Consider the following 25836-nt stretch of genomic DNA (forward strand, 5'->3'; position numbering starts at 1 on the left):
CCCCACAGTCCTTTTCATCAGAGCCCTCAATCGGTTGTCGTCGCGGCCTGGAGTGCGAGCTGCTTGCGGTCGATCTTCCGGTTCGAGTTGAGCGGGAACTCGGCGAGGTGGTGGTACCGCTTCGGGACGATCGCGACCGGCAGCACCCGGCGCACGTCGCGGGCGAGCTGGACCAGCGGGACCACCTCGCCGGTGTAGAACACCACCAGCTCCACCGAGCGGTCGGCCGCGACCGCCACGGTGACCGCGTCCTGCACGCCGGGGCAGGTCCGCACCGCGGCGTCCACCTCCGCGAGCTCCACCCGCACCCCGTGCACCTGGACCTGGGCGTCGTCCCGGCCCAGGTAGTCCAGCGCACCGTCGGCCGACCGCCGGACCCGGTCCCCGGTGCGGTAGAAGCGCCAGCCGTTCCGCTCGAAGAACCGGCCCTCGTCGTCGCCGGCGTCGAGGTAGCCGGCGGTCAACTGGGGTCCGGCGATGCACAGTTCGCCCTCGGTCTGACTCTCCTCGCCCGCGCGGTCGAGCAGCAGGACCCGGTGGCCGCCGTGCACGGAGCCGATCGGCACCATGCCGTTGAGCCCGTCCTCGCCCGTCCACCGGTGCGCGGCGACGGTGATCGTCAGCTCGGTCGGCCCGTACAGGTTCTCCAGCACCGAGCCGGCCGCCGCGTCCTGCCAGTCCCGGGCGTCCTGGCAGCTCAGCGCCTCGCCGGCGAAGAAGCTCCAGCGCAGTGACGGCATGGCGCCGGGTCGCAGGCCGCCCATCCGCCGGACCAGCGCGATCGCACTGGGGGTGGAGAACCAGACGGTCAGCCCCTTCGCGGCGACGAACTCCGGCATGTCCCGGTACGCCTGCGGCGGCGGCACGGTCAGCGTGCCGCCGGAGCCCCAGGCGCAGAATAGGTCGAACACCGCGCAGTCGAAGTTGAGGTCGAAGTTCTGCGAGAACACGTCCTCGGGACCGAAGTCGTACCGCTCGTCCAGCAGGCCGAAGTAGTGGTGGGTGTTGGCGTGGGTGACCGGGACGCCCTTGGGCCGCCCGGTCGAGCCCGAGGTGAACAGGACGTAGGCGACGTCCTCGCCCCGTACCGGCACCGGCGCCGACAGCGCGTGGGCCGGGTCCACCGGCACGGCCGGCATCGGCTGACCGCCCGGCGGGAACAGCACCGGCAGGTCGACACCGGCCTGCCGGAGCCCGGCGAGCACCGGCAGCGAGTCGTCGTCGGCGATCAGCGCGCCGACCCCGCTCGCCTCGATCATCTGCCGGGTCCGGGCGGCGGGAAAGGCCGGCTGCAGCGGGACCATGGTGATCCCGGTGTACAGCCCGGCCAGGACCGCCACGTACGCCGAGGCGCCCTTGCCCGCCAGCACGCCGACCGCCGTCGGCCGCGACGGCAGCCCCGCCAGCAGCGAGCCCGCCAGCAGCAGCGCGCGCTCGTGCAGTTCCCGGTAGGTCAGTTCGATCCCGCCGGCCCAGAGCGCCGGCCGGTCCGCCGACTTGGCGAGTCCGCGCAGAAAACGCCCGGACAGCGCGACGTCCACGGTGTCGTCCATCGTGGTGGCCCTCCGTGTCCCTCGGTCCCGTCAGGCCGAGGCGCCCGGCAGCAGGCTCTGCACGGTCTTCCAGAGCACGCCCGGGGTCTCGAAGGTCTCGAGGGTCAGCGCGTCGTCGAGGAACCGCACGTCGTAGGCGTTCTCCAGGGTTCCCAGCAGCTCGATCGTGCCGAGCGAGTCCAGCCCGAGCTCACGCAGCCGGGTGTCGTCCTCCAGCCGCTCGCCCGGGGGCAGGAAGGGGAGGAACTTGCGCAGGGTCTCTTCGAACGTCTCGTCCCACATGATGACTCCATTCGTCGGGTGTGCTCGGACGGCGCAGGGGTCGGCGCCGGGTGCTCAGGCGGCGGCGGACCGGCGCCGGGGCGCCATCGCAAGCCGCGGGTTGGCCGGGATGACCTCGAAGTTGCTCGTCGTGCAGGGGACTCGGCCGAACAGGCTGTCCGGTCCCGCGACGCAGACCCGCTGGACGCCGAACCGCTTGAGCCCGGCCACCGCGTCCGGCCAGCGCAGCGGGCGGACGATGCTGTCCAGCAGCATGGTGCGGATGCCGTCGGCCGAGGTCAGCAGCGCGCCGTCCTGGTCGGCCACCACCGGCAGCTTCGGGTCGGTGAACTCCAGCGTGGACAGCACCTCGCGCTCGGCCTTGTCCCGCAGTCCGGCGAACGCGGGCGAGTGCAGCGGCGGGCGCATGGTGTACAGCGACATCCCGCCGATCGCGCGCAGCCGTTGCTGTACCCACTCGACGCGGCTCTCGCGCAGCGAGAGCATGTAGAAGCCCTCGTCGATGTAGCAGGAGATGTCGTGCCACTCGCCCTGCTCGTCCAGGTCGGCGAGGATCTCGGAGAGCCTGGCCTCGGGGGTGCGGACGAAGGAGAGCGTCACGATGTCGGTGTGCTCGTGGCTGAAGTACTCGTCCATGCAGCGCGCCAGCTCGGCGGTCATCCGCACGGCCTCGTGCACCGGCAGGGACTCGACGAAGGCGATCGCCGCCTTCTCGCCGAAGCTCGGCCCCAGGACCGCCGCCGGCTCGATGCCGAGGCTGTCCTGCGCCCAGCGGGCGGAGGCCAGGCAGTTCACCAGGAACGCGACCTGCGCCGCCTCCGAGTAGTCGCCCTCGGCCTCCCGGAACGCGTCGACCAGGGAGTAGCCGAGGACCTCGTCGGCGACCGCGACCAGTTCCCTGGCGTGCCGGTTCACCACCATGAACCGGCCGACGTCGGTGAAGGCGGACGGGCCCATGCCCGGGAAGACGACTGCGGTCTTGTTCGTCATGACTGGACACGCCCTTCCGCTGCGGGCTTCGCGAGCCCTGCCAGGTCCTTCAGAAAGGTGACCATCACCTCGGTGAACCGTTCCGGTTCCTCCAGGTGCGGACAGTGACTGGAGTTCTCGAAGGTCTCCCAGCGCACGTCGGGGATGCGGTCGAAGTAGGGCTGCATGGTCACCGGGGTGGCCTCGTCGTACCGGCCCCCGATCAGCAGCGTCGGCGTCCGGATGCTGTCCAGCTCGTCGATGATCGACCAGTCCTTCAGGGTGCCGATCACGTGGAACTCGTTCGGCCCGTTCATCGTGTAGTAGACGGTCGGGTCGTTGTAGATCTCCATGAACGAGGACAGGAAGTCCCGCGGCCACGGCAGGACCCGGCAGACGTGCCGGTCGTAGAAGACCCGCATCGCGGCCAGGTACTCGGGCGAGTCGAAGGTGCCGGCCGCCTCGTGCCGCAGCAGGGTCTGCTGCACGTCCGGCGGCAGCTGCGCCCGCAGCACCGCCATCTCGCTGAGCCACAACGGGTACGAGGCGGGCGAGTTGGCCACCACCAGGCCGCGCAGCCCGGCCGGCCCGGCAGTCGCGTGCCTGGCGGCGAGCAGACCGCCCCACGACTGCCCGAACAGCACGTAGTCCCCGGCGATGCCGAGTTCGGTGAGCAGGTTCTCCAGCTCGGCGGCGAAGAGGTCCACCGTCCAGAAGTCGGCGCCCTTGTCGGGCAGATGCGTCGAGCCGCCGTTGCCGAGCTGGTCGTAGTGCACCACCGGCCAGCCGTGCTCGGCGAGTCGGGACATCGACAGCAGGTAGTCGTGGGTGCTGCCGGGGCCGCCGTGCACCACCACGACGGCGGGCCGGCCCGCGTGCAGGTCGCCGGTGACCCGGTACCAGGTCCGGTACTCCCCGAACGGGACGGTTCCCTTGGTGCTGGGGTCCAGGGGCACGGTAACCACCTCAGTCGGCAGACATGTTCGGGGTGCACGGGGTCGTGATCCGGTCCGACGCTAACCCGCTGCGACGGCCCCGCTGGACCCCTAACGGCCCCTAGCCCGGCAGGGGTTGCGACCGACCCGGGGGCCGGCCGGGCCGGAAATTCCGGCCTGCCGGACGACTAGGGGTCGCCAGGGGTGTGATCCGGCGATCGGGGTGCCTAACGTCCGAACAGCGGTCGAATGCGCCGTGCTGACGGCGGCTCCGTGCACCCCGAGTCAGCGTGCCCGCGCATACGACGTATGCGAGTTCGAGTCGAGTTCGACGAGTTCGAGAGGGCACCATGACCCAGACTGCCGATCAGGACCACCCGGCCACCGGGCTTCCGGCCTTCCCGATGGCCCGGAGCTGCCCGTTCAGCCCGCCCGAGGAGTACGCCAAGCTCCGCGAGAACGAGCCGGTCTCCCGCGCGGCCCTTAGGGTCAACGGCAAGCCGGCCTGGCTGGTGAGCACGTACGAGCACGTCAAGAAGGTGCTCGGCGACTCCCGGGTGAGCGCCAACCTCAAGCTGCCCGGCTACCCGCTCCAGGTCCCGGTGCCCGAGGAGATGCTCCAGGCGGTCCCGCTGACCTTCCTGTCGATGGACCAGCCCGAGCACACCGTCCAGCGCCGCCTGCTCGCCCCCGAGTTCAGCCTCCGCCAGATGCGCGCACTGCGGCCGCGGATCCAGGAGATCGTGGACCAGCAGATCGACGCGATGCTCGCCAAGGGCGGCCCGCTGGACCTGGTGACCGCGCTCGCGCTGCCGGTGCCCTCGCTGGTGATCTGCGAACTGCTCGGCGTCCCCTACGAGGACCACCCGCAGTTCGAGATCTGGGCCGGCCAGATCATGAACCACGACATCAGCGACGAGGAGCGCGGCCGGGCCCACTACGAACTCGACCAGTACGTCGACCGGCTGGTCACCGCCAAGGAGACCGAGCCCGGCGATGACATGATCAGCAGGCTGGTCGCGCAGAACCGCGCGGAGCCGACCGTCGAGCACGCCGACATCGTGAGCATGGCCCGGCTGATGCTGGTCACCGGGCACGAGACCACCGCCAACATGATCGCCCTCGGCACCCTCGCGCTGCTGGAGCACCCCGACCAGCTCGCCGCCGTCAAGGCCGACCCGGCCCTGCTCCCCCGCGCGGTGGAGGAGCTGCTGCGCTTCTTCAGCATCTCCGACTCCGGCACCGCCCGGGTCGCGCTGGAGGACATCGAGATCGGCGGCACCACCATCCGGGCCGGCGAGGGCATCCTCCCGCTCAACAACTCCGCCAACCACGACGAGAGCGTCTTCCCCGACGCCGACACCCTCGACATCCACCGCGAAGCCCGCAGCCACCTCGCCTTCGGCTACGGCATCCACCAGTGCATCGGCCAGAACCTCGCCCGGATCGAGCTCGAAATCGTCTACGGCACCCTCTTCAAGCGCATCCCCGACCTCGAACTCGCAGCTCAGTTCAGCGAGTTGAGGTTCAAGGACGACGCCATCGTCTACGGCATCTACGAACTTCCCGTCACCTGGTGACCGAGGCACGTCCCACCATTCGACCCCGAGTCCGAGTCCGAGAGGGCACCATGACCCAGACTGCCGATCAGGACCAGCCGGCGGCGCAGCTCCCGACCTTCCCGATGACCCGCACCTGTCCGTTCAGCCCGCCCGAAGAGTACGCCAAGCTCCGCGAGAGCGAGCCGGTCTCCCGTGCGAGCCTCAAGGTCAACGGCAGGCCGGCCTGGCTGGTCACCACGTACGAGCACGTCAGGGCGGTCCTCGGCGACTCCCGGGTGAGCTCCAACCTCAAGCTGCCCGGCTACCCGCACCAGTTCCACATCCCCGAGGAGATGCTGCAAGAGGTCCGCCTCATGCTGCTCTCGATGGACCCGCCGGACCACACCGCGCAGCGCCGCATGCTGATCCCCGAGTTCACCGCCCGGCGGATGCGGGCGATCCGGCCCCGGATCCAGGAGATCGTGGACGCCCGGATCGACGCGATGCTCGCCAAGGGCGGGCCGGTGGACCTGGTGACCGCGCTCGCGCTGCCGGTGCCCTCGCTGGTGATCTGCGAACTGCTCGGCGTGCCCTACGAGGACCACGCGCAGTTCGAGGAGTGGTCGGCGCTGATGATGAACCACGACATCAGCCCGGAGGAGTACGGCGCGGCCGTCGTCGGCCTGGACACCTACCTGGACAAGCTGATCACCGCCAAGGAGAACGAGCCGGGCGACGACCTGATCAGCCGGTTCATCGAGAAGAACCGCGCGGAGCCGATCGCCGACCACACCGACATCGTGACCATGGCCCGGCTGATGCTCGTCGGCGGTCACGAGACCACCGCCAACATGATCTCGCTCGGCGTCCTGGGCCTGCTGGAGCACCCGGAGCAGCTCGCCGCCGTCAAGGCCGACCCGACGCTGCTGCCGGGCGCGGTGGAGGAGCTGCTGCGCTTCTTCAGCATCTCCGACTCCGGCACCGCCCGGGTCGCGCTGGAGGACATCGAGATCGGCGGCACCACCATCCGGGCCGGCGAGGGCATCCTCCCGCTCAACAACTCCGCCAACCACGACGAGAGCGTCTTCCCCGACGCCGACACCCTCGACATCCGCCGCGAGGACGCCCGCAGCCACCTCGCCTTCGGCTACGGCATCCACCAGTGCATCGGCCAGAACCTCGGCCGGATCGAGCTCGAAATCGTCTACGGCACCCTCTTCAGGCGCATCCCCGGCCTCAGGCTCGCCGCCCCGCTGAGCGAGTTGAGGTTCAAGGACGACGCCATGGTCTACGGCATCTACGAACTGCCCGTCACCTGGTGACCGGTCCGATTCCCGAAACACCCGAACGGAGGTTCGCCACCATGCGTGTCAGCATCGACTCCGACCGGTGCGTGTCGGCCGGCCAGTGCGTCATGCTCGCCCCCGACGTCTTCGACCAGGACGACGACGGCATCGTGATGCTGCTCCAGGACGAGCCGCCCGAGGACCTGCACGCCGTGGTCCGCCAGTCGGCCTCGCTGTGCCCGGTCCGGCTCATCCAGCTCTCCGAATAACCCCCGGAACCGCTGTGCCCCACCGGACACCCCTGCGTCCGGCGGGGCGCAGCGGTTCCCCCGTCCCGCCGGGCGGGCCGCCGGGTCGCCGGCCCGCCCGGGGCCGGCCCGTCAGCCGGTGCGGACGTCCTGCGGGTAGCGGTCGCCCAGGCGGCCGCGCTCGCCCTGGACGAAGTTGGCCACCAGGTCGTCGGCGACCTGGAGCACGGTGTCCCGGCCCTCCACCGTGGCGGCCCACTCGGGCGGAAGGGCGGCCAGCCCGAAGGCGGCGCCGAGCAGGTTGCCGCAGACGGCGCCGGTGGAGTCCGAGTCGCCGGAGTGGTTGACCGAGAGCAGCAGGGCCTGGCGGACGTCGCCGGTCCCGGCCGCGTGCAGGGCGCAGTAGACGGCGATCGCCAGGCACTCCTCGGCGATCCAGCCGAGGCCGACCTGCTCGACCCCCTCCGGGGTCGCCGGGCCGCCGTCGGCCACCGCGACCGCCCGCCGCAGGGCCGTCACGGTCTCGGCGCCACCGGGCTTGGCCTCGACCTGGGCGATGGTCTCCTGGAGCGCCCGGCGCAGCTCGGTGCCGGTCGCCACCCGGTCGACCAGGGCGGCGAAGGCGCCGGCCGCGAGGTAGCCGGTGGGGTGGCCGTGTGTCAACTGGGCGCAGGTGGCGGCCAGTTCGAAGGAGTGATCCGGACCGAACCGGGCCAGACCGAACGGCGCCGAGCGCATCACGGTGCCGCAGCCCTTGGAGTTGGAGTTGACCGGGCCGACCCTGCCGAACTCCACCGGAGTCTTGAAGCTGCTGCGCTGGTCGGCGAGACCGCTCATGCACGCGTTGCCGGGCGCCCGGCTCGCGTACAGGAAGGGCTGGGCCAGCAGCCAGCCGTCCGGCGCGGCCTCCGGCTTCGACAGACGCTGCGTCAGCATCCAGCGCTGGTAGGCCTCGCACATCACCGGCGCGAGATGGGCGCCGGGCGGGCAGCGCAGCAGACCCTCGGCCGTGAACAGCGTCATCTGGGTGTCGTCGGTGACCTCGACGGGCCGGTCGACGGGGAACCCGGCCAGGCCGTGCGGGCCGAAACGGTCCCGGATCTGGTCCAGCCGGAGGAACTCGACGGGCCACCCGAGGGCGTCCCCTACCGCACCGCCGAGCAGCGAACCGCGTACCCGGTCGGCGAACTGTGCGAGGTCAGTCATACGAAGATCTTCCCAGACGCCCTCCCGGCCGTACTCGGCCCCGATGCCCCGACGCCCCGCCCCGCCGACGACCCGCATCCGGCCGTCGGCGGCCCGGCCTCGGCGAATCCCAACCGACCCCGGCTGACCCCGGCTGACCCCGGCCGGCCTCAGCGGCCGGGCTGCCGACGGCCCCGCGCGAGCCGCGCACCCGCGTAGACCAGGTCCGCCAGCAGGAGCACCACGCCGATGACCAGCAGATAGAACAGGCCCTTGACGGCCACCCCGATGATCCCCAGGGCGATGGCCACGATGACCACGAACAGGAAGAGTGCCACGGCCGACCTCCTTCGACACCACGGGCCGTCAACGGCGTGCGAGGCGCCGCTCGCCGCCCGCACCCTGGACGTAGCTCAACTTGTAGTGGGCGAAGACGGCCTCTTCGTCCCCGGCCGGCAGCTCGCCGTCGGTGTCGATCGCGGGCGCCCCCTTGACCTGGCCCTTGGGGTGGGCGACCTTCAGGTAGCCGGGGCCCACCGTGGCCCCGGCGAGCGGCACGAACACCAGCCGGTGCCGGGCGAGCAGGCCGACCGTGACGGTGGCGAACGCCGGCTGGTCCGTCGCGGTGTCCACGTAGACGGACTCCAGCGTGCCGATCTTGTGGCCGTCGACGTCGACCACGTCGTGGCCCCGCCACTCCCGGATGTCACTCGCTTCGAACATCACTGACCTCCAGCCTGCCGCTGCCTTCCGCCCACCTACCAGGCTGCTACCCGCAGGGCGCGACGCAAACTGATCATTCCCGCCCGAACCGTCAGGCCCGCGCGGCGGCGGCCCGCGCGGTGGCGGGCGGGACGGCGGTCGGCAGGACGGCGCCCGTTGCCGCGCGCACGCGGGCGGGTGAGACGTACGTTCGAACCGCGGACACGGCGCGCCCCCGGGCGACGACCGCTCGTCCCGACCGGAGTGCCGCGGCTGCCCGGGGCCGCCGGCCCGGCCGCCGGCACGTCTGCGAGAAGATACCGGTCCCGGCGAGAAGATACCGGTCCCGGCCGAGCAGCCCGCCGGGGACCGTCGCACTGAGGAAGGCACGAGTATGAGCACATCGGACCACGGACCGGCTCCCATCGACCACCGCGCGGCCGTCGCGGCGGAGAGCGCGCAGTTCGTGCGCGCGGCCGAGGGCGCCGACCTGGCGACCCCGGTGCCGTCCTGCCCCGGCTGGACGCTCGCCGACCTGGTCAGGCACGCCGGCAGCGTTCAGCGCTGGTTCGCCGTACTGCTGCGGCAGCGGATCCAGGAGCGGCCGCTCAGCCGTGACGTGGACCTGCGCCTTCCGGAGCAACAGGACGGCTACCTCGACTGGTTGGCCGCGAGCGCGGCCGAGGCCGCCGAGGTGTTCGCGACCACCGACTCCGCCGCGCCGATGTGGGCGTGGGGCGCCGACCAGCACGCCGGTTTCTGGATCCGCCGGATGCTGTTCGAGACCCTGGTGCACCGGGTCGACGCCGAACTCGCGCTGGGTGTCCGACCGGTGGTCGACCGCGCGCTCGCGGTGGACGGCGTGGACGAGTTCCTGGTCAACCTGCCCTACGCCGCCCCCTTCGCCCCCAAGACCGCGCTCCTGCGGGGCGCCGACCGGACCGTCCGCTTCAGCTGCACCGACGGGGACGGTGACTGGCTGGTCCGCCTGCGGCCGGACGGCTTCGGCCTGGAGCCGAACGGTCCGGAGGCGGACGGTCCGGAGGCGAAGGCCCTCGCCGCCGATGCCACCGTCCGCGGGACCGCCGCGGATCTGCTGCTGCTGGTCTACGGCCGCCTGGACCGCACGGCGGACCGCTTCGAGCTGCTCGGCGACCAGGAGCTGCTCGCGCACTGGTTCGCCAACTCCGAGTTCTGAGGCGGCAGACGGGCCGTTCCGAGGACGCGGTACGGGCTGCGCCGGCCTTCGCCGAGGTCCCGTCACCGCGCAGACCTTCACCGCGCAGACCGTCTGCCCGCAGGCCGTCACCCCGCAGGCCGTCTGCGGGCAGCCGAACCGAACGCCCGGCCCCACCGGGATCGCTCCCCGGGTGGGGCCGGGCGTCAGCCGACCGCCTGCGTGGACCGGCTCACCCGGCGGTCGGCGTGCGCAGCGACGCGAGCGTCTGCGCGTACAGCATCTCCTTGATCTGGCCGCGGGCCGGGTTGGCCTTGCCCGCGAGCGGCCGCGCGAGATCCACGGCGGCGGCCAGGAGTTCGTCGGCGCCGGCGACCGACTCGACGATGCCCGCCGCGAGTGCCTGCTCGCCGCCGTAGCGCCGGCCGGTGGTCATCGCCTCGTGCGCGGTGGCCGGGGTCAGGCGGGCCCGGAGCAGGTCCGACATGCCCTGCTGGAAGGGCAGGCCGAGGTCCACCTCGGGCAGGCAGAAGAAGCCCCGGTCCGAACGCATCACCCGGGCGTCGTGGGCCAGCGCCCACATCGCCCCGGCCGCGAAGGTGTGCCCGTTCAGGGCCGCGACGGTGACCACCGGCGAGGCCAGCGTGCGGGCCAGCAGCGCGTGGACCCGGTCGAGGTAGGCCGCGTACTGGTCGCCGTTGGCCAGGAGCCAGTCCAGGTCGAGGCCGTTGGACCAGAACTTGCCGCTGCCCACCGTGACCAGCGCGCGAGGACCGGTCGCGGCGTCCACCTCGTCGAGTGCCGCCTCCACCGCGGTGAGCCAGTCCGGGTGGAACCGGTTCTCGTTGTCCGCGTCGAGGTGCAGGACGAAGACCTCGCCGTCTCGCTCCAGCTTCGGCATGCATTGCTCCTATCGGGTTGTGGCTTCCTCACCCGCACGCGCGGGCGAGCCCAGAGTCAGACCTTCGAGCTGCCCCTGCTCGTACGCCGCCACGATCGCGCGCCGCTGCAGCTTGCCGCTGCTGGTCCGGGGGAGCTGCCCGGGACGCAGGTAGTGCACGTCCGCGGCCTGCACCGTCACCCCGATCGTCTGGATGAGGTGCTCGACGATCTGGGCCCGGCTGCCCTCGACATCCTCGCGCGCCGGGCGGTCCACCTCGGCCAGAACGACGATTTGTCCCCCGATCTGCGCGACGGCGGTACGGCCCTCGCGCACGAACGACAGCTGTTCCACCGCCTGCTCGAAGTCGGCGGCGAAGAAGCTCTGGCCGTTGACCTTGATCCGGTCGCTGATCCGGCCGGTGATGAACAGTTCGCCGTCGTCGACGAAGCCGATGTCGCCGGTGGCGTAGAAGCCGTCGTCCCCGCCGAGCGGGCGCGGCTGGTCGAAGTAGCAGGCGGCCAGGCTGCCGCCGGCCAGCTCGATCTCACCCAGCTCGTTCTCCGCGCACTCCCGCCCGTCCTCGGCGCGCAGGCGCACGGTGAACTCCGGCATCGGCCGGCCCACCGAGATGGACGGCACTCCCGAGGGGGACGGCACCACCCTGATGTCGCTGCCCACCGGGCGGCTGGCCACCAGCAGCACGACCTCGGCCATGCCGTAGCACGGCATGAACACATCGCGCCGCAGCCCGGCCGGTGCCATCAGGTCCAGGAAGGCGTTGAGGTTCGGCAGGTTGATGGGCTCGCTGCCCAGGTAGATCGACCGCATCCGGGACAGGTCGATCTCGGCGAGCTCCTCGGGGTCGAGGTCCTGCATCATCTTGAGCGAGTAGTCGACCGCGAAGTTCGGGATCACCGTGCCGATGGCCCGCTCCTGGCCCATGTGCTCCCACCAGCCGCGGGCGTCGAACAGGAAGGTCACCGGCTCGGCGAGCAGCAGGTCGCACCCCACCGCGAAGCACGACAGCATGCCACCGACCAGACCCATGTCGTGGTACAGCGGCAGCCAACTGCTGACCCGCTCCTCGGGCTTGCGGCCGTCGGTGCGGGTGATCATGGCGAGGTTCGCGCGCAGCTGCCCCTGCCGGACCGGGATCCCCTTGGGGAACGACGTCGATCCCGACGAGAACTGGACGAACGCCAGCTCGTCGTCCCCCGGGGTCCGCAGCCGGGCGTCGGTCCCTTCCGCCCTGCGGATCCCGGCCGGCGGGAGCGGCAGGGCGGCGACGGGCAGGTCGATCGTGGCCAGGCTCGGGACCTGGAGCACGCAGGACGCGTCGAAGTCCTGGGCGACCCGGCCGAGGAACTCCTGGTAGGCGTCCCTCGGCGTGTTGAGGACGAACGGCTTCACCGAGAGCGGCACGGCGCCGATCTCCATGAGGCCCAGGAACGAGAAGATCACCGCGCTGGAGGTCTCGAACGGGAACAGCACCCGGGTCCCCGGCTCGATCCCCCGGTCGCGGAAGTAGTCCGCGTAGGCGGCGACCTGCTCCGGGAAGTCGCGGTAGGCGACGAACTCGGGTGCGTCGACGAACTTCTCGTACAGGCGGAGGCCCCGCTCCGGCGGGCACTCCTGGTTGCGCTGGATGTACTCGAGCACCGCGCCCCTCCTACTCCTTGGTTGTCTGTTCTGCGGCGATGCCACCCGGGCCTTGCCACCCGGGTGCAGGTCCCGGTGTTCAGCCCCGGACGGCGGCCGCCAGGAAGTCCTGCATCGGGACCAGGCAGCGCTGCTCGGCGTCCAGGAAGGCCACGGTGACCAGGGCGTCCACCGCGAGGCGGTCGGTCTCCGGAAGGTGGACCCGCTGCCGGAACCGGGCCCGGTAGGTGAGGCCGTCCTCGTCGAACTCCTCGGCCGTCGGCGACTCCAGGACGGTGCGGACCTCGACCCGGCCGCGCGGGATCTCCGCCAGGTAGTCGATCTCGGTGCGGGCGACCACCGCGATCATGCGGTCGCCGGGTTCGATCCCCTGGCTGCCGAGCCAGTCCCACCGCCCGGTCTCCAGGTACTCGAGCGCGACCGCGTTGTTCACGTGCCCCAGCGCGTCGAGGTCATTGGGGCGTACCGGCAGGATGAGCCGTGATTCGCCGAAGAACATGTCGGACCGCCCGATCGATCGTGCCGAAGAAACCTGTTGCCGCCGCGGCCTCGCCGGTGACGATGACCACGGAGGAGACGAACCCGCCGCTGTGCGAGATCGAAACGCTCACCCGCAGGCGCCGGCGGGCCAGGTGGCCCGCCAGCGCACCGCGGGTGTGGAACTGCGGGGCGCCGTGGCGGTCGTGGACCAGCTCGGCGTCCGTCCAGAACCAGGTCTCGTCCGCCGCCGGAAGCGCTTTGAACAGCGCCTCCTTGGCCGCGAACCCTCCCGCCAGGCTCTGCAGCGGGACGACGGCCGAGGAGAAGCGGCGCAGCTCCCCGGCGGTGAAGAAGACACCGGGCTCACGGAGGGCCGAGGCGACCTCCAGTTCACTGATCAACTGGAGGTCGTGCCCCAGGCCGATCAGCTCCCGATGAGATCCATCCACGTGTCCTCGACCTCTTCGCGGGAGTGGACCTCGATCCCGGTGATCTTCTTGAGGGCGCCGCAGATGAGCTGCTCCTTCTTCTCCAGCGCCTCGGGACGGTAGTCGGTCTCCGCGGTGTCGAGGTGGTCCCACCAGTTCACGTGGGTCCCGCGGTCCTCCTTCTGCTCCCGGGCGCTGCCCTGGAGCTCGCCGTCCTCGCGGAGGAAGAGGTGGGCCACCGCGAAGGCGTCCTTGGCGTGGTACTCACCGCTGTCGACCAGCGCCTTGGCGAACGCGATGAAGTAGTTGCGGTGCTGGATCTCGTCGGCCGCGACCTGCTTGAAGATCCGGCGCAGCCCCGGGTCCTTGACGACGTGCTGGCACTGCCCGTAGTTGACCGCGGCCGTGATCTCGGAGATCGCGAGCAGCATCAGGGTGCGGAGCATGTCGTCGTCGGGGAAGACCTGGCGGAACGCGATGAAGGTCTCGTCGGAGATCGGCTCCATCCCGCTCAGGTCGGCCAGGCGGTTGAAGACGGTCTCGTGGTGAGCCTCTTCCTCGTTCCAGTAACGGCTCCAGGTGCCGCAGGCCTCCATGATCGCCGCGACCGCCGGGTTCTTCTCCTGCCAGCGGCGGCACTCCGCCTCCGCCTGGCGCTCCAGCCGGTCGGCGCCCGGCTTGGTGGTCAGCTCGGCCCGGCCGGCGTTCCAGACCAGGTTGCGGTCGATCGGCGTGAGGGCGTCCAGGTCGACGTCCGCCAGCATCTCCACGACGCTCCAGCGTCGGGACTCGTGCAGCCGCTGCTGCTCCCAGGTCACGTCGACCAGGGACATGCCGCGCTTGGTCACCGCGTCGTAGAGGTCGGTGATGATGGCGGGCGGCCCGGCGGGCTCGGCGGCCCGCTGCGCGGCCCGGTTCAGGGCGGTCTCGGCTTCGGTGAGGCTCATACGGCCGCCTCCTTCTGCCGCTCGAACTCCTCGATGAAGACCTTCAGCACTGTCGACGTCGGCGTGTCGAGCGGCAGTGCGGGCAGGCGTACGCGTACGCCGTGGTCCTTGCGGAGGGCGTTGGCCGTCCGGGCGAACGCCTCCATGAGATCAATACTGTTGGTCATTCGCGGGCTGCGGCTGATCACCACGGCCAGCGTCACGTCGTCGACGAATATCTGCTCTTCTGTAAGACCTGCATGATCGGCGAACTTCTGCCGAATGTAGGACTCCACCCCAGGCGTCACCATGGCTCAGAATCATACAAGTTGGCGACTGAGGCCGCCAAGTAATGATGATCACAAGGAAAGTTGACGGTGCATCGGATGACAATGGGAGATCATGTCGAATAACTACGCCTGGAGATCGGCTGGTTGAGCGGCGTCCCTACGTCCGATGACGGACGCCCGGCCCGTCTGATGTCCGATCGGATTCACGCCGGACACCGCGTACCGGACACCGGACGAAAAGCGCTCCGGGGCCGTGCCGCCGCACGGCCGGCGGCACCGGAACTCGACCGGAACCTGTCAGAAACGGCGGCGCGCCCCGGTTGTCCGCGCCGCGTCGCAGGGCATTGGGAAAGGCCCCGGAAGTCCTATTGCTCCCGGGCCCGGCGGGACTTCTCCCCGCACCGGCACCGACGGCCCGGAAGTCCCTTCGGAGCCGGCCGAATTGCCCGCCGGAACCCCGCGGGCCCGCGTTCGGCAGGGCGTTCCGGCGGCGCGGTGACTCCGTGGACGAAGTACCGGACACCAGGGGCCAGGATGGCCCCGCTCCCCCGGTCCGGCGGCATCGGGGAGCCGGCGGCGTCAGCGGGCCCGCGGCCTCAGAGCGCCTGCGGCGTGCTGCGGCGCACGGTCACGGCAACCAGTGCCGCGACGGCGACGGCGAAGCAGATCGCGAGGTACCAGGTGTCGCGGGCCCCGCCGAGCGCGTCGGTGGCGGACGAGGTCAGGATGGACACCGTCAGGGCGGTTCCGAGGACGGCGCCGAGTTGGCGGAAGGCGGCGTTGGCCGCGCTCGCGGTGGCCAGCCGGCTGGGCTCGACCCCCGCGAGGGCCACCCCGCCCAGCACCGGCCACACCAGGCCGGCGCCGACGCCCATGACGGCCGCTCCGGGCAGCCAGTGGGCGACGAAGTCCGGGCCCTTGCCGCCGCCCCAGGACAGCAGCAGGGTGCCGCCGATGTAGATCAGGCAGCCGGCCACGACGACCAGCCGGTCGCCGAACCGCTCGGCGAGGCGGCTGGCCGGCCGGGCGACCAGGGCGGTGGCGATCGGCGGCGGCGTGGTGGCCAGGCCCGCCGTGAGCAGGGACCAGTGCCAGTGGCTGGTCAGGAACAGGATGTTGTTCAGGATGACGACGTAGAAGGTCACCGAGAACAGCATCGAGCCGATGTTGCCGCCCACCGCGTTGCGCGAGCGGAGCAGGTCGAGCGAGACGACCGGCGCCGGGTGGCGGGCGCTGCGGACCGCCACCGCCACCGCCAGCAGTACGCCGCCGGCCAGGCAGCCGATGGTGGCCGCGCTCGCCCACTTCCAGTCCGGGCCCTTGACCAGGCCGAGCGCCAGCAGACCGAGGGAGGCGCCGAGCAGCACCGCGCCGAGGATGTCGGGGGTCGGACCGCTGCGTTCGCGCTGCTCGGTGAGGTACCGGGTGGCCCACACGGCGACGATCCCGATCGGGATGTTCACCAGGAACACCGCCCGCCAGGTCCAGTGCTCGGCGAGCAGTCCGCCGAGGCCGGGCCCGATACCGGCGGCCAGCGCCGCGGCCGCGCCCCAGATGGTGATCGCGACCAGCCGCCTGGCCACCGGGAACATCGGTATCAGCAGCGCGAGCGAGGTCGGGACGAGGATCGCGGCGCCGACCGCCTGCACCAGCCGGGCACCGATCAGGACCGCCGCCGAACCGGCGATCCCGCAGACCGCCGACGCGACGGTGAACGTGGTCAGCCCCACCGCGAAGGACCGCCGGCAGCCGAGCCGGTCGGCCGCCCGGCCGGCCGGCATGAGCAGCGCGGCGATCACCACGTTGTAGCCGTTGAGCACCCAGGACAGCGTGGGCAGGTCCGAGGCGGAGAACGTCCTGGCGATGTTGGGGAACGCCACGTTCACGATGGTGCTGTCCAGGAACGCCACGAAGGCGCCGAGGCAGCACAGCAGGACCAGCTTGACCGGCAGCCCGGCTGCGGGTTCCTCCCCCACGGCGTCCCGGGCTCCCTGGGCGGCGACCGGAGTGTCGGCCATGCGTGCGTCCTTTCCTGGCGGGCAGGTGGTCTAGTACACCGGCAGGGACGTGTCGATCTGGCTCGCCCACGCGAGCACGCCGCCCTGCAGGTGGGTCGCGTTGGTGAAACCGGCCTTCCTGAGCGCCGCGAGCGCCTCCGCGGAGCGCGCGCCGGACTTGCAGTGCAGCACGATCGGCTTGTGGTGCGGAAGTTCGGCCAGCGCCTCGCCGGACAGGATCCGGTCCTTGGGGATCAGGGTGGCGCCGTCGATGTGCGCGATGTCCCACTCGGGCTGCTCCCGCACGTCGATGATCGCGACGTCGGTGCCGGCCGTCAGCATCGCGTGCAGTTCCCGCGCGGTGATCGTCGACTCGGCGGCGGCCGCCTGGGCGTCGGCGGAGACCACGCCGCAGAACGCGTGGTAGTCGACGAGCTCGGTGACGGGCCGCCGCTGCGGGTGCCGGCGCAGCTTCATCGTCTGGTAGCTCATGCTCAGCGCGTCGTACACCAGCAGGCGGCCGAGGAGCGACTCCCCGATGCCGGTGATCAGTTTGATGGCCTCGGTGACCATGATCGACCCGATCGAGGCGCACAGCACGCCGAGCACGCCGCCCTCGGAGCAGGACGGCACCAGCCCCGGCGGCGGCGCCTCGGGGTAGAGGTCGCGGTAGGTGATCCCGCGGTCGTCCGGGGCGTTCTCCCAGAAGACCGAGACCTGACCCTCGAAGCGGAAGATCGAGCCGTACACGTAGGGCTTGCCGGCCAGCGCGGCGGCGTCGTTGACCAGGTAGCGGGTCGCGAAGTTGTCGGTGCCGTCGACGATCAGGTCGTACTGGGAGAACAGCTCGACCGCGTTCTCCGGGTCCAGCTGCACTTGGTGCAGCCGCACCCGCACGCCGCTGTTGATCCCGAGGATCGCGTCCCGCGCGCTCTCCGCCTTCGGGCGCCCCACGTCGGACTCGCCGTGGATGACCTGCCGCTGCAGGTTCGAGGTCTCCACCTCGTCGAACTCGACGATGCCGAGCGTGCCGACGCCCGCGGCCGCCAGGTACAGCAGGGCCGGCGAGCCGAGTCCGCCGGCACCGATGACCAGCACCCTGGCGCTCCGCAGCCGCCGCTGGCCCGCCACCCCGACGTCGGGAATGATCAGGTGGCGGCTGTACCGGGAGACCTCGTCCCTGGTCAGCTCCGCGACCGGCTCGACAAGCGGCGGCAGTGGCCTCGTCGACACATACGCTCCTTCACGTCCGGACCGCACCCGTTCCGGCAGGCCGCCCGTGCTTCCCGGGCCACGCGCCGATCGGGTGAGTGGGAATGACCCGGAGGTGTGCAGGGAAGAGCGGAAACCGGCCCCCACTGCGCAGAGTCGGCCACAAGATGCCACAACTCCCCGCACTGGTGGCCCTGTTGATCCCCCGTCCGACCGTGCTCGGCCTGTCGCACCCCCCGGCCGACCTGATCACCATGCTCGTTGTTACCCGCCAGTGTCAATCCCTGTCAGGTCGGTCGGCGGCCATCCGAAACCGCTCCTCATCACCCGGGCGGCGCGCCCGAAGAAGATCATTGACCGCCGCCGACCATTGCTGTAACACTGCTCGCCTCATCAAGTGCGGGGGAGGGCACGGGGGTTGAGAGGTTCATTTCGGCACGGGGCGGAGAGCTTCGTGCAGCTGCTGCATGAGCGGGCGATCCGGTCGCCCGATGTCGTCGCCTACCGGTTCGTCGCCGAGGACGAGTCGGCTGACGAGATCACCTACGCCGAACTCGACAGGCGGGCACGGGCGGTCGCGGCCCGGCTGACGGCGGCGACCCGAGGACGGCCCGAGCCCGCGCTGCTGCTCTTCGCACCCGGCCTGGACTACCTCGCCGGCCTGTTCGGCTGTTTCTACGCGGGAGTGCCCGCGGTGCCGGCCTTCCCGCCCGACCCCACCCGCCTGGCCCGGACGATGCCCCGGCTCGCCGCCATCATCGAGGACACCGGCTCGGACACCGTCCTGACCACCTCGGACATCGCGCCGCTGATGACCGAGTGGCTCACCACCGCGCTGGGCGGCCGCACCCCCAGGGTGATCGCGACCGACGTGATCGAGGACGCCGGCGAGGGACCGACGACGACGGTCCGGCCGGATCTGCTGGCACTGCTGCAGTACACCTCGGGGTCGACCTCGCTCCCGCGCGGCGTCATGCTCAGCCACGCCCAGCTGATGAGCAACTGCGTCGAGATCGCCCGCGGCTTCGGGATGCACGAGGGCAGCGTGGGCGGCCTCTGGCTGCCGCCCTACCACGACATGGGGCTGATCGGCGGCATCCTCACCCCGCTGTTCTCCGGCATCCCGGTGACCCTCATGTCACCGGTGACGTTCCTGCGCCGTCCGCTGTCCTGGCTGCGCATGGTCTCCCGCTACCGCGCGACGATCACCGGCGGCCCGAACTTCGCCTTCGACCTCTGCGTGCGGCGTGCGACCGACGCCGACGTGGCGGAACTGGACCTGTCCGGCGTCGAGCTCACCTTCACCGGTGCGGAGCCGGTCCGCGCCGAGACGATCGCGCGCTTCGTCGAGCGCTTCGGGCCGAGCGGCTTCCGGGCCGAGTCCTTCTACCCGTGCTACGGGCTCGCCGAGGCGACACTGTTCGTGACCGGCGGCCGGCCACTGGGCGGCTGGCGCTCGGTGTCGGTCGCCCGGGACGCGCTCGAACTGCACGGCACGGCCCGCCCGGCCGAACCGGAGGAGCCGTCGAGGTCGCTGGTGAGCTGCGGTGCTCCCGGACCACGGACCCGGCTCGCGATCGTCGACCCGGCCACCCTGGAGCCGCTGGGCGACGGGACGGTCGGCGAGATCTGGATCGACTCGCCGAGCGTCGCGGACGGCTACTGGAGGCGCCCCGAGGAGAGTGCCGCCACCTTCGGCGCGACGACCGCCACCGGGGACGGCCCGTACCTGCGCACCGGCGACCTCGGCTTCGTGCAGGACGGCGAGCTGTTCATGGCGGGGCGGATGAAGGACCTGATCGTCGTCAACGGCCGCAACCACCACCCGGTCGACATCGAGCGGGTCTGCGAGTCCTCGGTCACCGGCGTCCGCCGCAACTGCGGCGCCGCGTTCGCGATCGAGGACGACGCGGGAGCCGCCGAGCGGCTGGTCCTGGTCTACGAGACCGACCCCGGCGACGAGGAGCAGTACCAGGCGGTGCTCGACGGGATCCGGCGGACCGTCTCGATCGAGCTGAGCGTTCCGCCGCACACCGTCGTCCTGGTGCGGCCGCGGACGATCCCCAAGACGTCGAGCGGCAAGGTGCAGCGCTGGCTGGCCCGCCGCCAGTTCCTCGCCGGAGAGCTGGAGGAGCTCGCCCGCTGGCAGGCCCCCGCCCGGCCCGCCCCGGCGGCGTGAGACGGCACGACGATCGACACATGACCACATCAACGAAGGGGGACGGACGATGATCGTCAAGGTCAGGGGCATCCTGCTCCGGTTCACCGACTACGAGAACGAGATCGAGGTCGACGGCAGCACGGTGCGCGAGGGTCTGGCCGCGCTGACCGAGCGCTACCCGACCGTGGGCGAGGTGCTGATGGACCGGGAGGGAAGCGTCCGCGCGACCCACCTGATCGCCCTCAACGGCGAACAGCTCGCCCTGGACGAGCTGGACCGCGAGGCCACCGAGGACGACCGGGTGGACATCGTCACCGCGGTCTCGGGAGGCTAGTCCCCGATGCCGCGCAGCTCCACCTACGAGGTCGTGCTCGACGCGAGCCTCTTCACCCCGACGCAGCTGCAGACCACCGCCGTCGGACGACTCGCCTTCCAGGCCGGTACCCGCTGGATGCGCGACCACGTGTGCAGCCACCGCACGCTGGTGTCCGAGCACCAGGTGGGACTGGTCCTGTGGGCGTGGCAGCTGGAGTACGAGCAGCCGTTGCGGTTCCTGGACGCCGACGAGGTGCTGGTCGACGTCCGCGCGCGGGTGCGCGGGCCGAAGTCCTCGCAGCTGGAGATGGAGATGACGCTCTCCGGCCCGGCCGGCGTCGCGGTACGCACCCGCGCCGCCTCGGTGCCGCTGCGGCTCAGCGGCGACCTGGCGCTCTCCGGCGCGCCCACGACACTGCCCCCCTCGCTCGTCGCGGCCTTCCACGACGACGAGGTCGAACGCTCCCCGTACCTGTCCCCGGTCCGCCGGCTGGTGGGCGCCTTCGAGCGGGACGGCGAGCTGATCGCCTCGGACACCACGGCGTTCCGGGTGCACCGGCACCACTGCGAGGTGGCCGACCAGTGGTACTGGGTCGAGTCCCTCGGGTTCGCCGGCGGCGCGCGGGAGGAGTTCGTGATGCGGCACGGCCGGAAGGCGCCCGAGCTGCGCCGGGCCATGACCGAGGGGATCCGCCGGGTCGACGTGACCTGGCTGCGGGCCGGCCAGCTGTGGGACCTGCTGGAGGTCCGCACCACCGCCTACCGCCAGGGCGAAGAGCTCGCGTTCGTCCATGAGTTGGGACTCGCCGACGAGGACGGCGGCGGGCCGTACGCGATCGTGGTGGAGCGCACATGACCGGCACCGGAATACCGTCGACCGCCCCGGTGGGGGCGGCACCGTCCACGTTCGGGGCGGCGGAGGAGCTGGAGCAGGCGCTCGGCTGCCCGTTCGATCCCGGCACCGGCATGTCGCTGGCGCGCGGTGTGCGCGCGGACGACCTGGAGACCGAGCCCACCGCGGCGTACGAGGCGGCCTGGTCGGCCGGCCTGCACGAGCACCTGGTGCCGGTCAGCGAGGGCGGCCGGCTCGCCTCGTTCGAGTCGCTGCTGGCCGTGGTGCGGGCGGCATCGCGCCGCGAACTGGCGGTCTCGGTCGGCCTCGGGTCGACGCTCCTCGCCACGACACCGGTGTGGATCTGGGGCGACGACCGGCAGCGGCAGCGGGTCGCCGAGCTCGCGCTCGGCCGGGCCTGGGGCACCGCCGGCATCAGCGAGGAGGCCGCCGGCAGCGACCTGCTCGCCACCGGCACGCGGGCCACCCCCACCGACGGCGCCTTCGTGCTGAACGGGCGGAAGTGGCTGGTCGGCAACGGCCGGCGGTCCTCGTTCGCCACCGTGCTCGCCGCCTCCGACCCGTCGTTCGGGCTGTTCCTGCTCGACTTCGACGCCATCGGCCCGCACGGGGTGCAGCGGCTTCCGAAGGTCCGCACCCACGGCCTGCGCGGCCACGACCTGAGCGGCTTCACCCTCAGCGACTGCCGGGTCGGCGGCGACGCCGTGATCGGACGGCCCGGCCGCGGCATCGAGATGGTCTCCGGCATGCTCCAGTTCACCCGGACCCTGGTCGGCGGGAGCAGCCTCGGCGCGGCCGACACGGCACTGCGCATCGCACTGCGGCACGCGCGCGGACGGGTGCTGTACGGCGAGCCGGCGCTGGCGCTGGCGCCGGTGCGCTCGCTGCTGGCGCGCGGCTTCGCCGACGTGCTGATCGCGGAGTGCACCGCCCTGGCCGCCGCGCGCGGCCTCGACGTGGCCCGGCAGCGGATGCCGCTCTGGTCCGCGGTGGCGAAGTACGTGGTGCCGCAGCTCTGCGTGGACGCCGTGAACGCCTGCGGCGAGGTGCTGAGTGCCCGGGCCTACCTGCGCGAGGGGGTCGCGGACGGCGCCTTCCAGAAGCTGGCGCGGGACGTGGCGATCACCCCGGTGTTCGAGGGCACCCAGCTGGTCCAGCTGGACACCGTCCGCGCCCAACTGGTCAGCGGGGCACGGCGACGGAGCACCGCCCGCCCCGAACTCCCGCTGCCGCTGCTGTTCGGATTCGGCGAACCGGTGCCGCCGGTGGCGCCCCGGGAGCAGCGCCCGGCGATCACCTACGGCGGCGCCGACGAGGTGGTCGACCTGCTCGACGACGCGGTCGAGGCGCTGCGCGACGACGCGGAGCTCGCCCGGCTCGCCCGCAGGCTGCTCACGGTCCGCGACGAGACCCGGGAGACGTTCCGCAGGCTCGGCACGCTCCGCACGTCCGAGGCGTACGAGTCGGCCCGGCGGCACTGCCTGGTGCACGCGGGCGCCTGCTGCCTGCACACCTGGCTGCAGCGCCGGGAGGCACTCGGCGACCTGGCCGCAGACCGGGCCTGGCTCTCGGTCGCGCTGCGCCGCGTCGTGGAGCGGCTCGGTCTGCCGGTCGAGCCCGACCTGGCGGCCGAGGACCGGCTGGTGCACCGGCTCAAGCACCTTGACGACGACGACCGGGCGTTCTCCCTCGTGCCGCTGCGGCTCGCGCCGCAGCACCGAGGGTCCGCGCCGGCCCGAACCTAGGAGAACGCCATCACCACCGCAAACCTCACCGGCACCGCCGAGTCCACCGGCAGCTGGCTGTCCTCGCTGATCGGAGAGCTGCTCGGCATCGACGCGCAGCAGATCCCCACCGACCGGCCGCTCGGCGAGATCGGCATCGACTCGCTCACGGCCGCCCAGCTCTCCGTCGAGGTCGAGGAGCGCACCGGCGCCAACATCCCGCTCGAACGCTTCCTCGGTGACGAGTCGCTCGACGACCTGGTGCGCGAGATGACCGGCGGCGCGGCCGCGGCGGGCGGCGGCGACGCGCCGGAGGCCGGGGCATGACGCCCCGCGCCCACGCCGTCGACGTGATGAACCGGGCGGACCCCGGGCACCGCACCCTCGACGCCGAGATCGAACAGGTCCGGCGCGAGGCCCGGCGCCGGTTCGGGAGCTTCGTCCTGGACCTGGCCAACCCCGGCTCGCACTTCCGCAACAAGGAGTGCCGACCGCTCGACAACCGGATCTTCGAGCAGGCCGGCGACCTCGGGCTGATGCGGTTCTCGCTGCCGGCCGAGATCGGCGGCGAGGGGCGGGACAAGCTCGCCTGGGGCGTGGTGGTCGAGGAGATCGCCCGGCTCTCGCGCGATCCCGGTTTCGCCGTACTGCTCGACATCAGCGTCGAGATCACCGAGCTGATCCTCTCCAGCGGCAGGCCGGAGCTGATCGAGCGCTACGTTCCGGACCTCGTGGCCGGCCGGCGGTTCGGGGTGCAGGGCGCCTACGAGAGCCGGGACCCGTACGACTACCGCTCCACCGCGCGGCTCGAGGGCGACGAGTGGGTGCTCAACGGCGCCAAGCGCTTCCTCGCCGGCGCCAGCTTCGCCGACCTGTTCATCGTGTTCCTGCGCGACGAGGCGTCCAACGACATGCTCGCGTTCGTGGTCGAGAAGGACGACCCGGGCGTCACCCCCGTGCACATGGACACCATGGGCATGCACACCATGGGCCTGGGCCAGGTCCTCCTGGCGGACGTGCGGCTGCCGGCCTGGCGGCTGGTCTGGCGCGCGGACGCGCTCAGCGAGCTCAACACCTACGCGCGCATCCGCCGGACGATGAGTGCCTGCGGGGTGCTCGGCGCGCTGGACGGGGTGATCGAGAACTGCGTGGAGTCACTGTCCCCGCGCAGGCGCAGCGGGCGCCGCGTGCTCGACTACCCCAACGTCGAGCGCTCGGTCGGGGAGATGCGTGCCCTGCTGCAGACGGCCCGCGCGAGCGTCTACCGGGCACTCGACGGCACCCGGTCGCCCGACCGCGACCCGCACTTCGACGAGTTCGCCACCGTCGCCAAGCACCACGCCTCGGAGTGCGCGCTGCGGGTCGGCCAGCTGGTGATGAGCCTGCAGGGCGGCGAGGCCTACATGTCCGCGTTCCCGTGGGAGCGGTTCATGCGCGACATCCTGGGGCTGATCTCCGGTCAGGGTTCCCAGGAGATGCTGCTCATCCAGCTGGGACAGCGCACCATCGTCGGCCTGGAGGGCAAGCGGGTCAGGGAGGACGCCGCCGAACGCGCCGTCGCCAAGCTGGCGGACGCCTGGTGGGCACTGCACGCCGCCGAAGCCTCGGCGGCCGAATCCTCCGCAACCGGCGTTTCCGCTGCCGGAGCCTCGAACGACGGTGCCCTGGAGCAGTTCCCCGATCCGGTGCGCGACGCGGTGCGCACGGTGCTGTCGGCGGCCGGGGTCGAGGCCGTCGGTCCCGACCGGCGCGGCGAGTTGGCCGCGCTGCTCGACCGCGCCCACGCCCTGCTGGCCGCCGTCCGGTCCGGACGGGTTCCCGACGCGCTGCCGCAGGGGCCGGCCGGTCTGTTCGACGGACGGCTCGCGGGCGTGGCCGCCGGGGCATGGGGCCTGCTGGCCTGCGCGGTGGCCCAGGAGACCGGTCTGCTGGCCCGGCTGCTGGAGCCGTGCACCGTGCAGGAGGCGGCGGCCGACCTGCCGGAGGGGCTCACCGCCGAGCTCCTCGCCGTCCTGGTGGACGCCTCGGTGGTACGCGTCGACGGTGACGACCGCCATGCCGTCGACCGGGGCCTGGAGCGGGTGCTCATCGGCGGCCCGCGCGCCTCGGCGTTCGCCGCCCGGCTGCGGCGTGCACTGGCCGGCGGAGCCCTGCTGCGCGCTGGGAAGCCGGTCACGGGCCGCGATTCGGTGGCCGGCTGCGGCGGCGAGGCGGCGGCGCTCGCGGACGTGCTGGTCAACTCCCTGCTCGGACGGCTGGAAGGGCTGCCGGAGGTGCTGGACCGCCCCGGTGCGAGGGTGGGCTGCGCGGCCGGCGACGGTGGCCGGTCCGCCGTCGAGCTGGCGCGCCACATCCCGTTCGTACCGGTGCTCGCGCTGGAGCCGGACCGGATGGCCGTACCCGTGACCGACGGGTCGGTACGGGTCCGGACCGGCGGCCTCACGGGCTTCGAGGAGAGCGACCGGCTCGCGCTCGCCTGGCTGCCCGCCGCCGGACTGCCCGCCGCCGATCTGCGGCAGGCGGTCACGGCCGCCGCGGCGGCACTGCTGCCCGGCGGCTGGCTCGTCGTCCCGTGCCCGCTCGCCCCCAAGCGCCCGCTCGGTGCCGCGGCGACCCGGCTCGACCTTGTGCTGGCCGGCGGAACGGTACCGGCGGACGGCGAGATCGAGGGCCTGCTCCGCGCTGCGGGGCTGGGCCAGGTCCGGATGGCGTGGGAGGACTCCGCCCTCGGCATCCGGCTGATCGCGGCCCGGCGTCCGTAGCCGACACGGCCCCGGTCGGCACGGACGGGCCCGTACCCGCGCGGCGGCGCCGCGCGGGTACGGGCCGCCTCGTTCCTCGGCTCCGATCGGCGTCGACAGGAACGGCGGGCGCCCGGGGCGGCCTGGCCGGCTGCGCCGCGTCCTGCCGCCCACCCCGCCGGGAGTGTCGGCAGGCCGTCCGCCGTCGACCGCGGCCTCACGCCGCAGGACACCCAGCCGCAGGACACCACGGCGCCGGACACCTCCCACACCGTCGGCAAGCTCGCCG

At 72.1% G+C, this 25836-nt stretch carries 26 protein-coding genes; 10 read left to right on the forward strand and 16 right to left on the reverse strand.

What is annotated here, in order from left to right:
• Positions 1-26 precede the first annotated feature (26 nt).
• Genes ACFC1R_RS12720 through ACFC1R_RS12735 form a run of 4 tightly spaced genes read right to left on the reverse strand, consistent with a single transcriptional unit; the run spans position 27 to position 3760 of the window.
• A complete protein-coding gene (locus ACFC1R_RS12720; RefSeq protein ID WP_375937114.1) occupies positions 27-1553 on the reverse strand; it encodes an amino acid adenylation domain-containing protein in 1527 nt (508 codons plus the stop codon).
• Between the two features lie 30 nt (positions 1554-1583).
• Positions 1584-1835 (reverse strand): phosphopantetheine-binding protein, encoded by a 252-nt coding sequence (locus ACFC1R_RS12725; RefSeq protein ID WP_375937117.1) that lies wholly within the window; start codon positions 1833-1835, stop codon positions 1584-1586.
• Between the two features lie 54 nt (positions 1836-1889).
• Entirely contained in the window at positions 1890-2825 is a 936-nt protein-coding gene (locus ACFC1R_RS12730) for an ACP S-malonyltransferase (protein WP_375937120.1), read from the reverse strand.
• Positions 2822-3760: a proline iminopeptidase-family hydrolase gene (locus tag ACFC1R_RS12735; protein WP_375937123.1), complete on the reverse strand. Its 939-nt coding sequence runs from the start codon at positions 3758-3760 to the stop codon at positions 2822-2824. The genes ACFC1R_RS12730 and ACFC1R_RS12735 overlap by 4 nt, the downstream gene beginning before the upstream one ends.
• Before the next feature lie 329 nt (positions 3761-4089).
• Between ACFC1R_RS12735 and ACFC1R_RS12740 the strand changes: the two genes are divergently transcribed.
• From ACFC1R_RS12740 to ACFC1R_RS12750, 3 genes are read left to right on the forward strand one after another with little or no spacing between them, the layout of a single operon-like run.
• Positions 4090-5319 carry a cytochrome P450 gene (locus ACFC1R_RS12740; protein ID WP_375937125.1) on the forward strand — a complete coding sequence of 410 codons (1230 nt, stop codon included), beginning with the start codon at positions 4090-4092 and terminating at the stop codon, positions 5317-5319.
• Positions 5320-5369: 50 nt separating this feature from the next.
• Positions 5370-6602 (forward strand): cytochrome P450, encoded by a 1233-nt coding sequence (locus ACFC1R_RS12745; RefSeq protein ID WP_375937128.1) that lies wholly within the window; start codon positions 5370-5372, stop codon positions 6600-6602.
• 41 nt (positions 6603-6643) lie between these two features.
• Positions 6644-6835: a ferredoxin gene (locus ACFC1R_RS12750; protein ID WP_375937131.1), complete on the forward strand. Its 192-nt coding sequence runs from the start codon at positions 6644-6646 to the stop codon at positions 6833-6835.
• A 111-nt stretch (positions 6836-6946) separates the two neighbouring features.
• Here the strand turns inward: ACFC1R_RS12750 and ACFC1R_RS12755 are convergent, their stop codons facing one another.
• From ACFC1R_RS12755 to ACFC1R_RS12765, 3 genes are all read right to left on the reverse strand, one after another.
• Positions 6947-8020, reverse strand: coding sequence for an ADP-ribosylglycohydrolase family protein (locus ACFC1R_RS12755; RefSeq protein ID WP_375937134.1), 1074 nt, complete (start codon positions 8018-8020; stop codon positions 6947-6949).
• A 149-nt stretch (positions 8021-8169) separates the two neighbouring features.
• Positions 8170-8337 carry a hypothetical protein gene (locus tag ACFC1R_RS12760; protein WP_375937137.1) on the reverse strand — a complete coding sequence of 56 codons (168 nt, stop codon included), beginning with the start codon at positions 8335-8337 and terminating at the stop codon, positions 8170-8172.
• Positions 8338-8365: 28 nt separating this feature from the next.
• Complete coding sequence (locus tag ACFC1R_RS12765; RefSeq protein ID WP_375937140.1) at positions 8366-8722, reverse strand: PRC-barrel domain-containing protein; 357 nt, start codon at positions 8720-8722, stop codon at positions 8366-8368.
• A 373-nt stretch (positions 8723-9095) separates the two neighbouring features.
• On the opposite strand from ACFC1R_RS12765, the gene ACFC1R_RS12770 reads away from it, so the two are divergent.
• Complete coding sequence (locus ACFC1R_RS12770) at positions 9096-9899, forward strand: maleylpyruvate isomerase family mycothiol-dependent enzyme (RefSeq protein ID WP_375937143.1); 804 nt, start codon at positions 9096-9098, stop codon at positions 9897-9899.
• Between the two features lie 211 nt (positions 9900-10110).
• Here ACFC1R_RS12770 and ACFC1R_RS12775 read toward each other — a convergent pair whose 3' ends face one another.
• The 8 genes from ACFC1R_RS12775 to moeZ form a co-directional block, all read right to left on the reverse strand.
• Positions 10111-10779 (reverse strand): enoyl-CoA hydratase-related protein, encoded by a 669-nt coding sequence (locus ACFC1R_RS12775; protein WP_375937145.1) that lies wholly within the window; start codon positions 10777-10779, stop codon positions 10111-10113.
• Between the two features lie 9 nt (positions 10780-10788).
• Positions 10789-12420 carry an AMP-binding protein gene (locus tag ACFC1R_RS12780; protein WP_375937148.1) on the reverse strand — a complete coding sequence of 544 codons (1632 nt, stop codon included), beginning with the start codon at positions 12418-12420 and terminating at the stop codon, positions 10789-10791.
• Positions 12421-12499: 79 nt separating this feature from the next.
• Positions 12500-12919 (reverse strand): acyl-CoA thioesterase, encoded by a 420-nt coding sequence (locus ACFC1R_RS12785; protein ID WP_375937151.1) that lies wholly within the window; start codon positions 12917-12919, stop codon positions 12500-12502.
• Positions 12873-13349 (reverse strand): holo-ACP synthase, encoded by a 477-nt coding sequence (locus ACFC1R_RS12790; RefSeq protein ID WP_375937154.1) that lies wholly within the window; start codon positions 13347-13349, stop codon positions 12873-12875. Before ACFC1R_RS12790 ends, ACFC1R_RS12785 begins: the two co-directional genes overlap by 47 nt.
• A complete protein-coding gene (locus ACFC1R_RS12795) occupies positions 13325-14275 on the reverse strand; it encodes a ferritin-like domain-containing protein (protein WP_375937157.1) in 951 nt (316 codons plus the stop codon). Before ACFC1R_RS12795 ends, ACFC1R_RS12790 begins: the two co-directional genes overlap by 25 nt.
• Positions 14272-14565, reverse strand: coding sequence for a hypothetical protein (locus ACFC1R_RS12800; protein WP_375937160.1), 294 nt, complete (start codon positions 14563-14565; stop codon positions 14272-14274). Before ACFC1R_RS12800 ends, ACFC1R_RS12795 begins: the two co-directional genes overlap by 4 nt.
• Before the next feature lie 575 nt (positions 14566-15140).
• The gene (locus ACFC1R_RS12805) at positions 15141-16562 is read right to left on the reverse strand and encodes an MFS transporter (RefSeq protein WP_375937163.1); all 1422 of its coding nucleotides are present in this window, start codon (positions 16560-16562) and stop codon (positions 15141-15143) included.
• 30 nt (positions 16563-16592) lie between these two features.
• Positions 16593-17774, reverse strand: a complete 1182-nt coding sequence (gene moeZ, locus ACFC1R_RS12810) for an adenylyltransferase/sulfurtransferase MoeZ (RefSeq protein ID WP_375937166.1) — start codon at positions 17772-17774, stop codon at positions 16593-16595.
• Positions 17775-18207: 433 nt separating this feature from the next.
• Between moeZ and ACFC1R_RS12815 the strand changes: the two genes are divergently transcribed.
• The 4 genes from ACFC1R_RS12815 to ACFC1R_RS12830 are packed head-to-tail and all read left to right on the forward strand — an operon-like array spanning position 18208 to position 22827.
• The gene (locus tag ACFC1R_RS12815) at positions 18208-19932 is read left to right on the forward strand and encodes a fatty acyl-AMP ligase (protein ID WP_375937169.1); all 1725 of its coding nucleotides are present in this window, start codon (positions 18208-18210) and stop codon (positions 19930-19932) included.
• Positions 19933-19981: 49 nt separating this feature from the next.
• Positions 19982-20248: a MoaD/ThiS family protein gene (locus ACFC1R_RS12820; protein WP_045304901.1), complete on the forward strand. Its 267-nt coding sequence runs from the start codon at positions 19982-19984 to the stop codon at positions 20246-20248.
• A 6-nt stretch (positions 20249-20254) separates the two neighbouring features.
• Positions 20255-21085, forward strand: a complete 831-nt coding sequence (locus tag ACFC1R_RS12825) for an acyl-CoA thioesterase (RefSeq protein ID WP_375937172.1) — start codon at positions 20255-20257, stop codon at positions 21083-21085.
• Complete coding sequence (locus tag ACFC1R_RS12830) at positions 21082-22827, forward strand: acyl-CoA dehydrogenase family protein (protein WP_375937175.1); 1746 nt, start codon at positions 21082-21084, stop codon at positions 22825-22827. Before ACFC1R_RS12825 ends, ACFC1R_RS12830 begins: the two co-directional genes overlap by 4 nt.
• Here ACFC1R_RS12830 and ACFC1R_RS12835 read toward each other — a convergent pair.
• Entirely contained in the window at positions 22824-23012 is a 189-nt protein-coding gene (locus ACFC1R_RS12835; protein ID WP_375937178.1) for a hypothetical protein, read from the reverse strand. The two genes, ACFC1R_RS12830 and ACFC1R_RS12835, sit on opposite strands and share 4 nt — an antisense overlap.
• Between ACFC1R_RS12835 and ACFC1R_RS12840 the strand changes: the two genes are divergently transcribed.
• Both ACFC1R_RS12840 and ACFC1R_RS12845 read left to right on the forward strand, forming a co-directional pair.
• The gene (locus tag ACFC1R_RS12840) at positions 22930-23133 is read left to right on the forward strand and encodes an acyl carrier protein (protein WP_375937256.1); all 204 of its coding nucleotides are present in this window, start codon (positions 22930-22932) and stop codon (positions 23131-23133) included. The genes ACFC1R_RS12835 and ACFC1R_RS12840 overlap by 83 nt on opposite strands.
• A complete protein-coding gene (locus ACFC1R_RS12845) occupies positions 23130-25568 on the forward strand; it encodes an acyl-CoA dehydrogenase family protein (RefSeq protein ID WP_375937181.1) in 2439 nt (812 codons plus the stop codon). The genes ACFC1R_RS12840 and ACFC1R_RS12845 overlap by 4 nt, the downstream gene beginning before the upstream one ends.
• Positions 25569-25836 lie beyond the last annotated feature (268 nt).

The sequence above is a fragment of the Kitasatospora sp. NPDC056138 genome (assembly GCF_042264695.1).
GTDB lineage: Bacteria > Actinomycetota > Actinomycetes > Streptomycetales > Streptomycetaceae > Kitasatospora.

Excerpts from the sequence above, each read along its gene's own strand:
- ACFC1R_RS12720 (WP_375937114.1), bottom strand. The coding sequence starts at position 1,553 with ATGGACGACACCGTGGACGTCGCGCTGTCCGGGCGTTTTCTGCGCGGA.
- ACFC1R_RS12725 (WP_375937117.1), bottom strand. The coding sequence starts at position 1,835 with ATGTGGGACGAGACGTTCGAAGAGACCCTGCGCAAGTTCCTCCCCTTC.
- ACFC1R_RS12730 (WP_375937120.1), bottom strand. The coding sequence starts at position 2,825 with ATGACGAACAAGACCGCAGTCGTCTTCCCGGGCATGGGCCCGTCCGCC.
- ACFC1R_RS12740 (WP_375937125.1), top strand. The coding sequence starts at position 4,090 with ATGACCCAGACTGCCGATCAGGACCACCCGGCCACCGGGCTTCCGGCC.
- ACFC1R_RS12745 (WP_375937128.1), top strand. The coding sequence starts at position 5,370 with ATGACCCAGACTGCCGATCAGGACCAGCCGGCGGCGCAGCTCCCGACC.
- ACFC1R_RS12750 (WP_375937131.1), top strand. The coding sequence starts at position 6,644 with ATGCGTGTCAGCATCGACTCCGACCGGTGCGTGTCGGCCGGCCAGTGC.
- ACFC1R_RS12755 (WP_375937134.1), bottom strand. The coding sequence starts at position 8,020 with ATGACTGACCTCGCACAGTTCGCCGACCGGGTACGCGGTTCGCTGCTC.
- ACFC1R_RS12765 (WP_375937140.1), bottom strand. The coding sequence starts at position 8,722 with ATGTTCGAAGCGAGTGACATCCGGGAGTGGCGGGGCCACGACGTGGTC.
- ACFC1R_RS12770 (WP_375937143.1), top strand. The coding sequence starts at position 9,096 with ATGAGCACATCGGACCACGGACCGGCTCCCATCGACCACCGCGCGGCC.
- ACFC1R_RS12775 (WP_375937145.1), bottom strand. The coding sequence starts at position 10,779 with ATGCCGAAGCTGGAGCGAGACGGCGAGGTCTTCGTCCTGCACCTCGAC.
- ACFC1R_RS12785 (WP_375937151.1), bottom strand. The coding sequence starts at position 12,919 with ATGTTCTTCGGCGAATCACGGCTCATCCTGCCGGTACGCCCCAATGAC.
- ACFC1R_RS12795 (WP_375937157.1), bottom strand. The coding sequence starts at position 14,275 with ATGAGCCTCACCGAAGCCGAGACCGCCCTGAACCGGGCCGCGCAGCGG.
- ACFC1R_RS12800 (WP_375937160.1), bottom strand. The coding sequence starts at position 14,565 with ATGGTGACGCCTGGGGTGGAGTCCTACATTCGGCAGAAGTTCGCCGAT.
- ACFC1R_RS12805 (WP_375937163.1), bottom strand. The coding sequence starts at position 16,562 with ATGGCCGACACTCCGGTCGCCGCCCAGGGAGCCCGGGACGCCGTGGGG.
- ACFC1R_RS12820 (WP_045304901.1), top strand. The coding sequence starts at position 19,982 with ATGATCGTCAAGGTCAGGGGCATCCTGCTCCGGTTCACCGACTACGAG.
- ACFC1R_RS12825 (WP_375937172.1), top strand. The coding sequence starts at position 20,255 with ATGCCGCGCAGCTCCACCTACGAGGTCGTGCTCGACGCGAGCCTCTTC.
- ACFC1R_RS12830 (WP_375937175.1), top strand. The coding sequence starts at position 21,082 with ATGACCGGCACCGGAATACCGTCGACCGCCCCGGTGGGGGCGGCACCG.
- ACFC1R_RS12845 (WP_375937181.1), top strand. The coding sequence starts at position 23,130 with ATGACGCCCCGCGCCCACGCCGTCGACGTGATGAACCGGGCGGACCCC.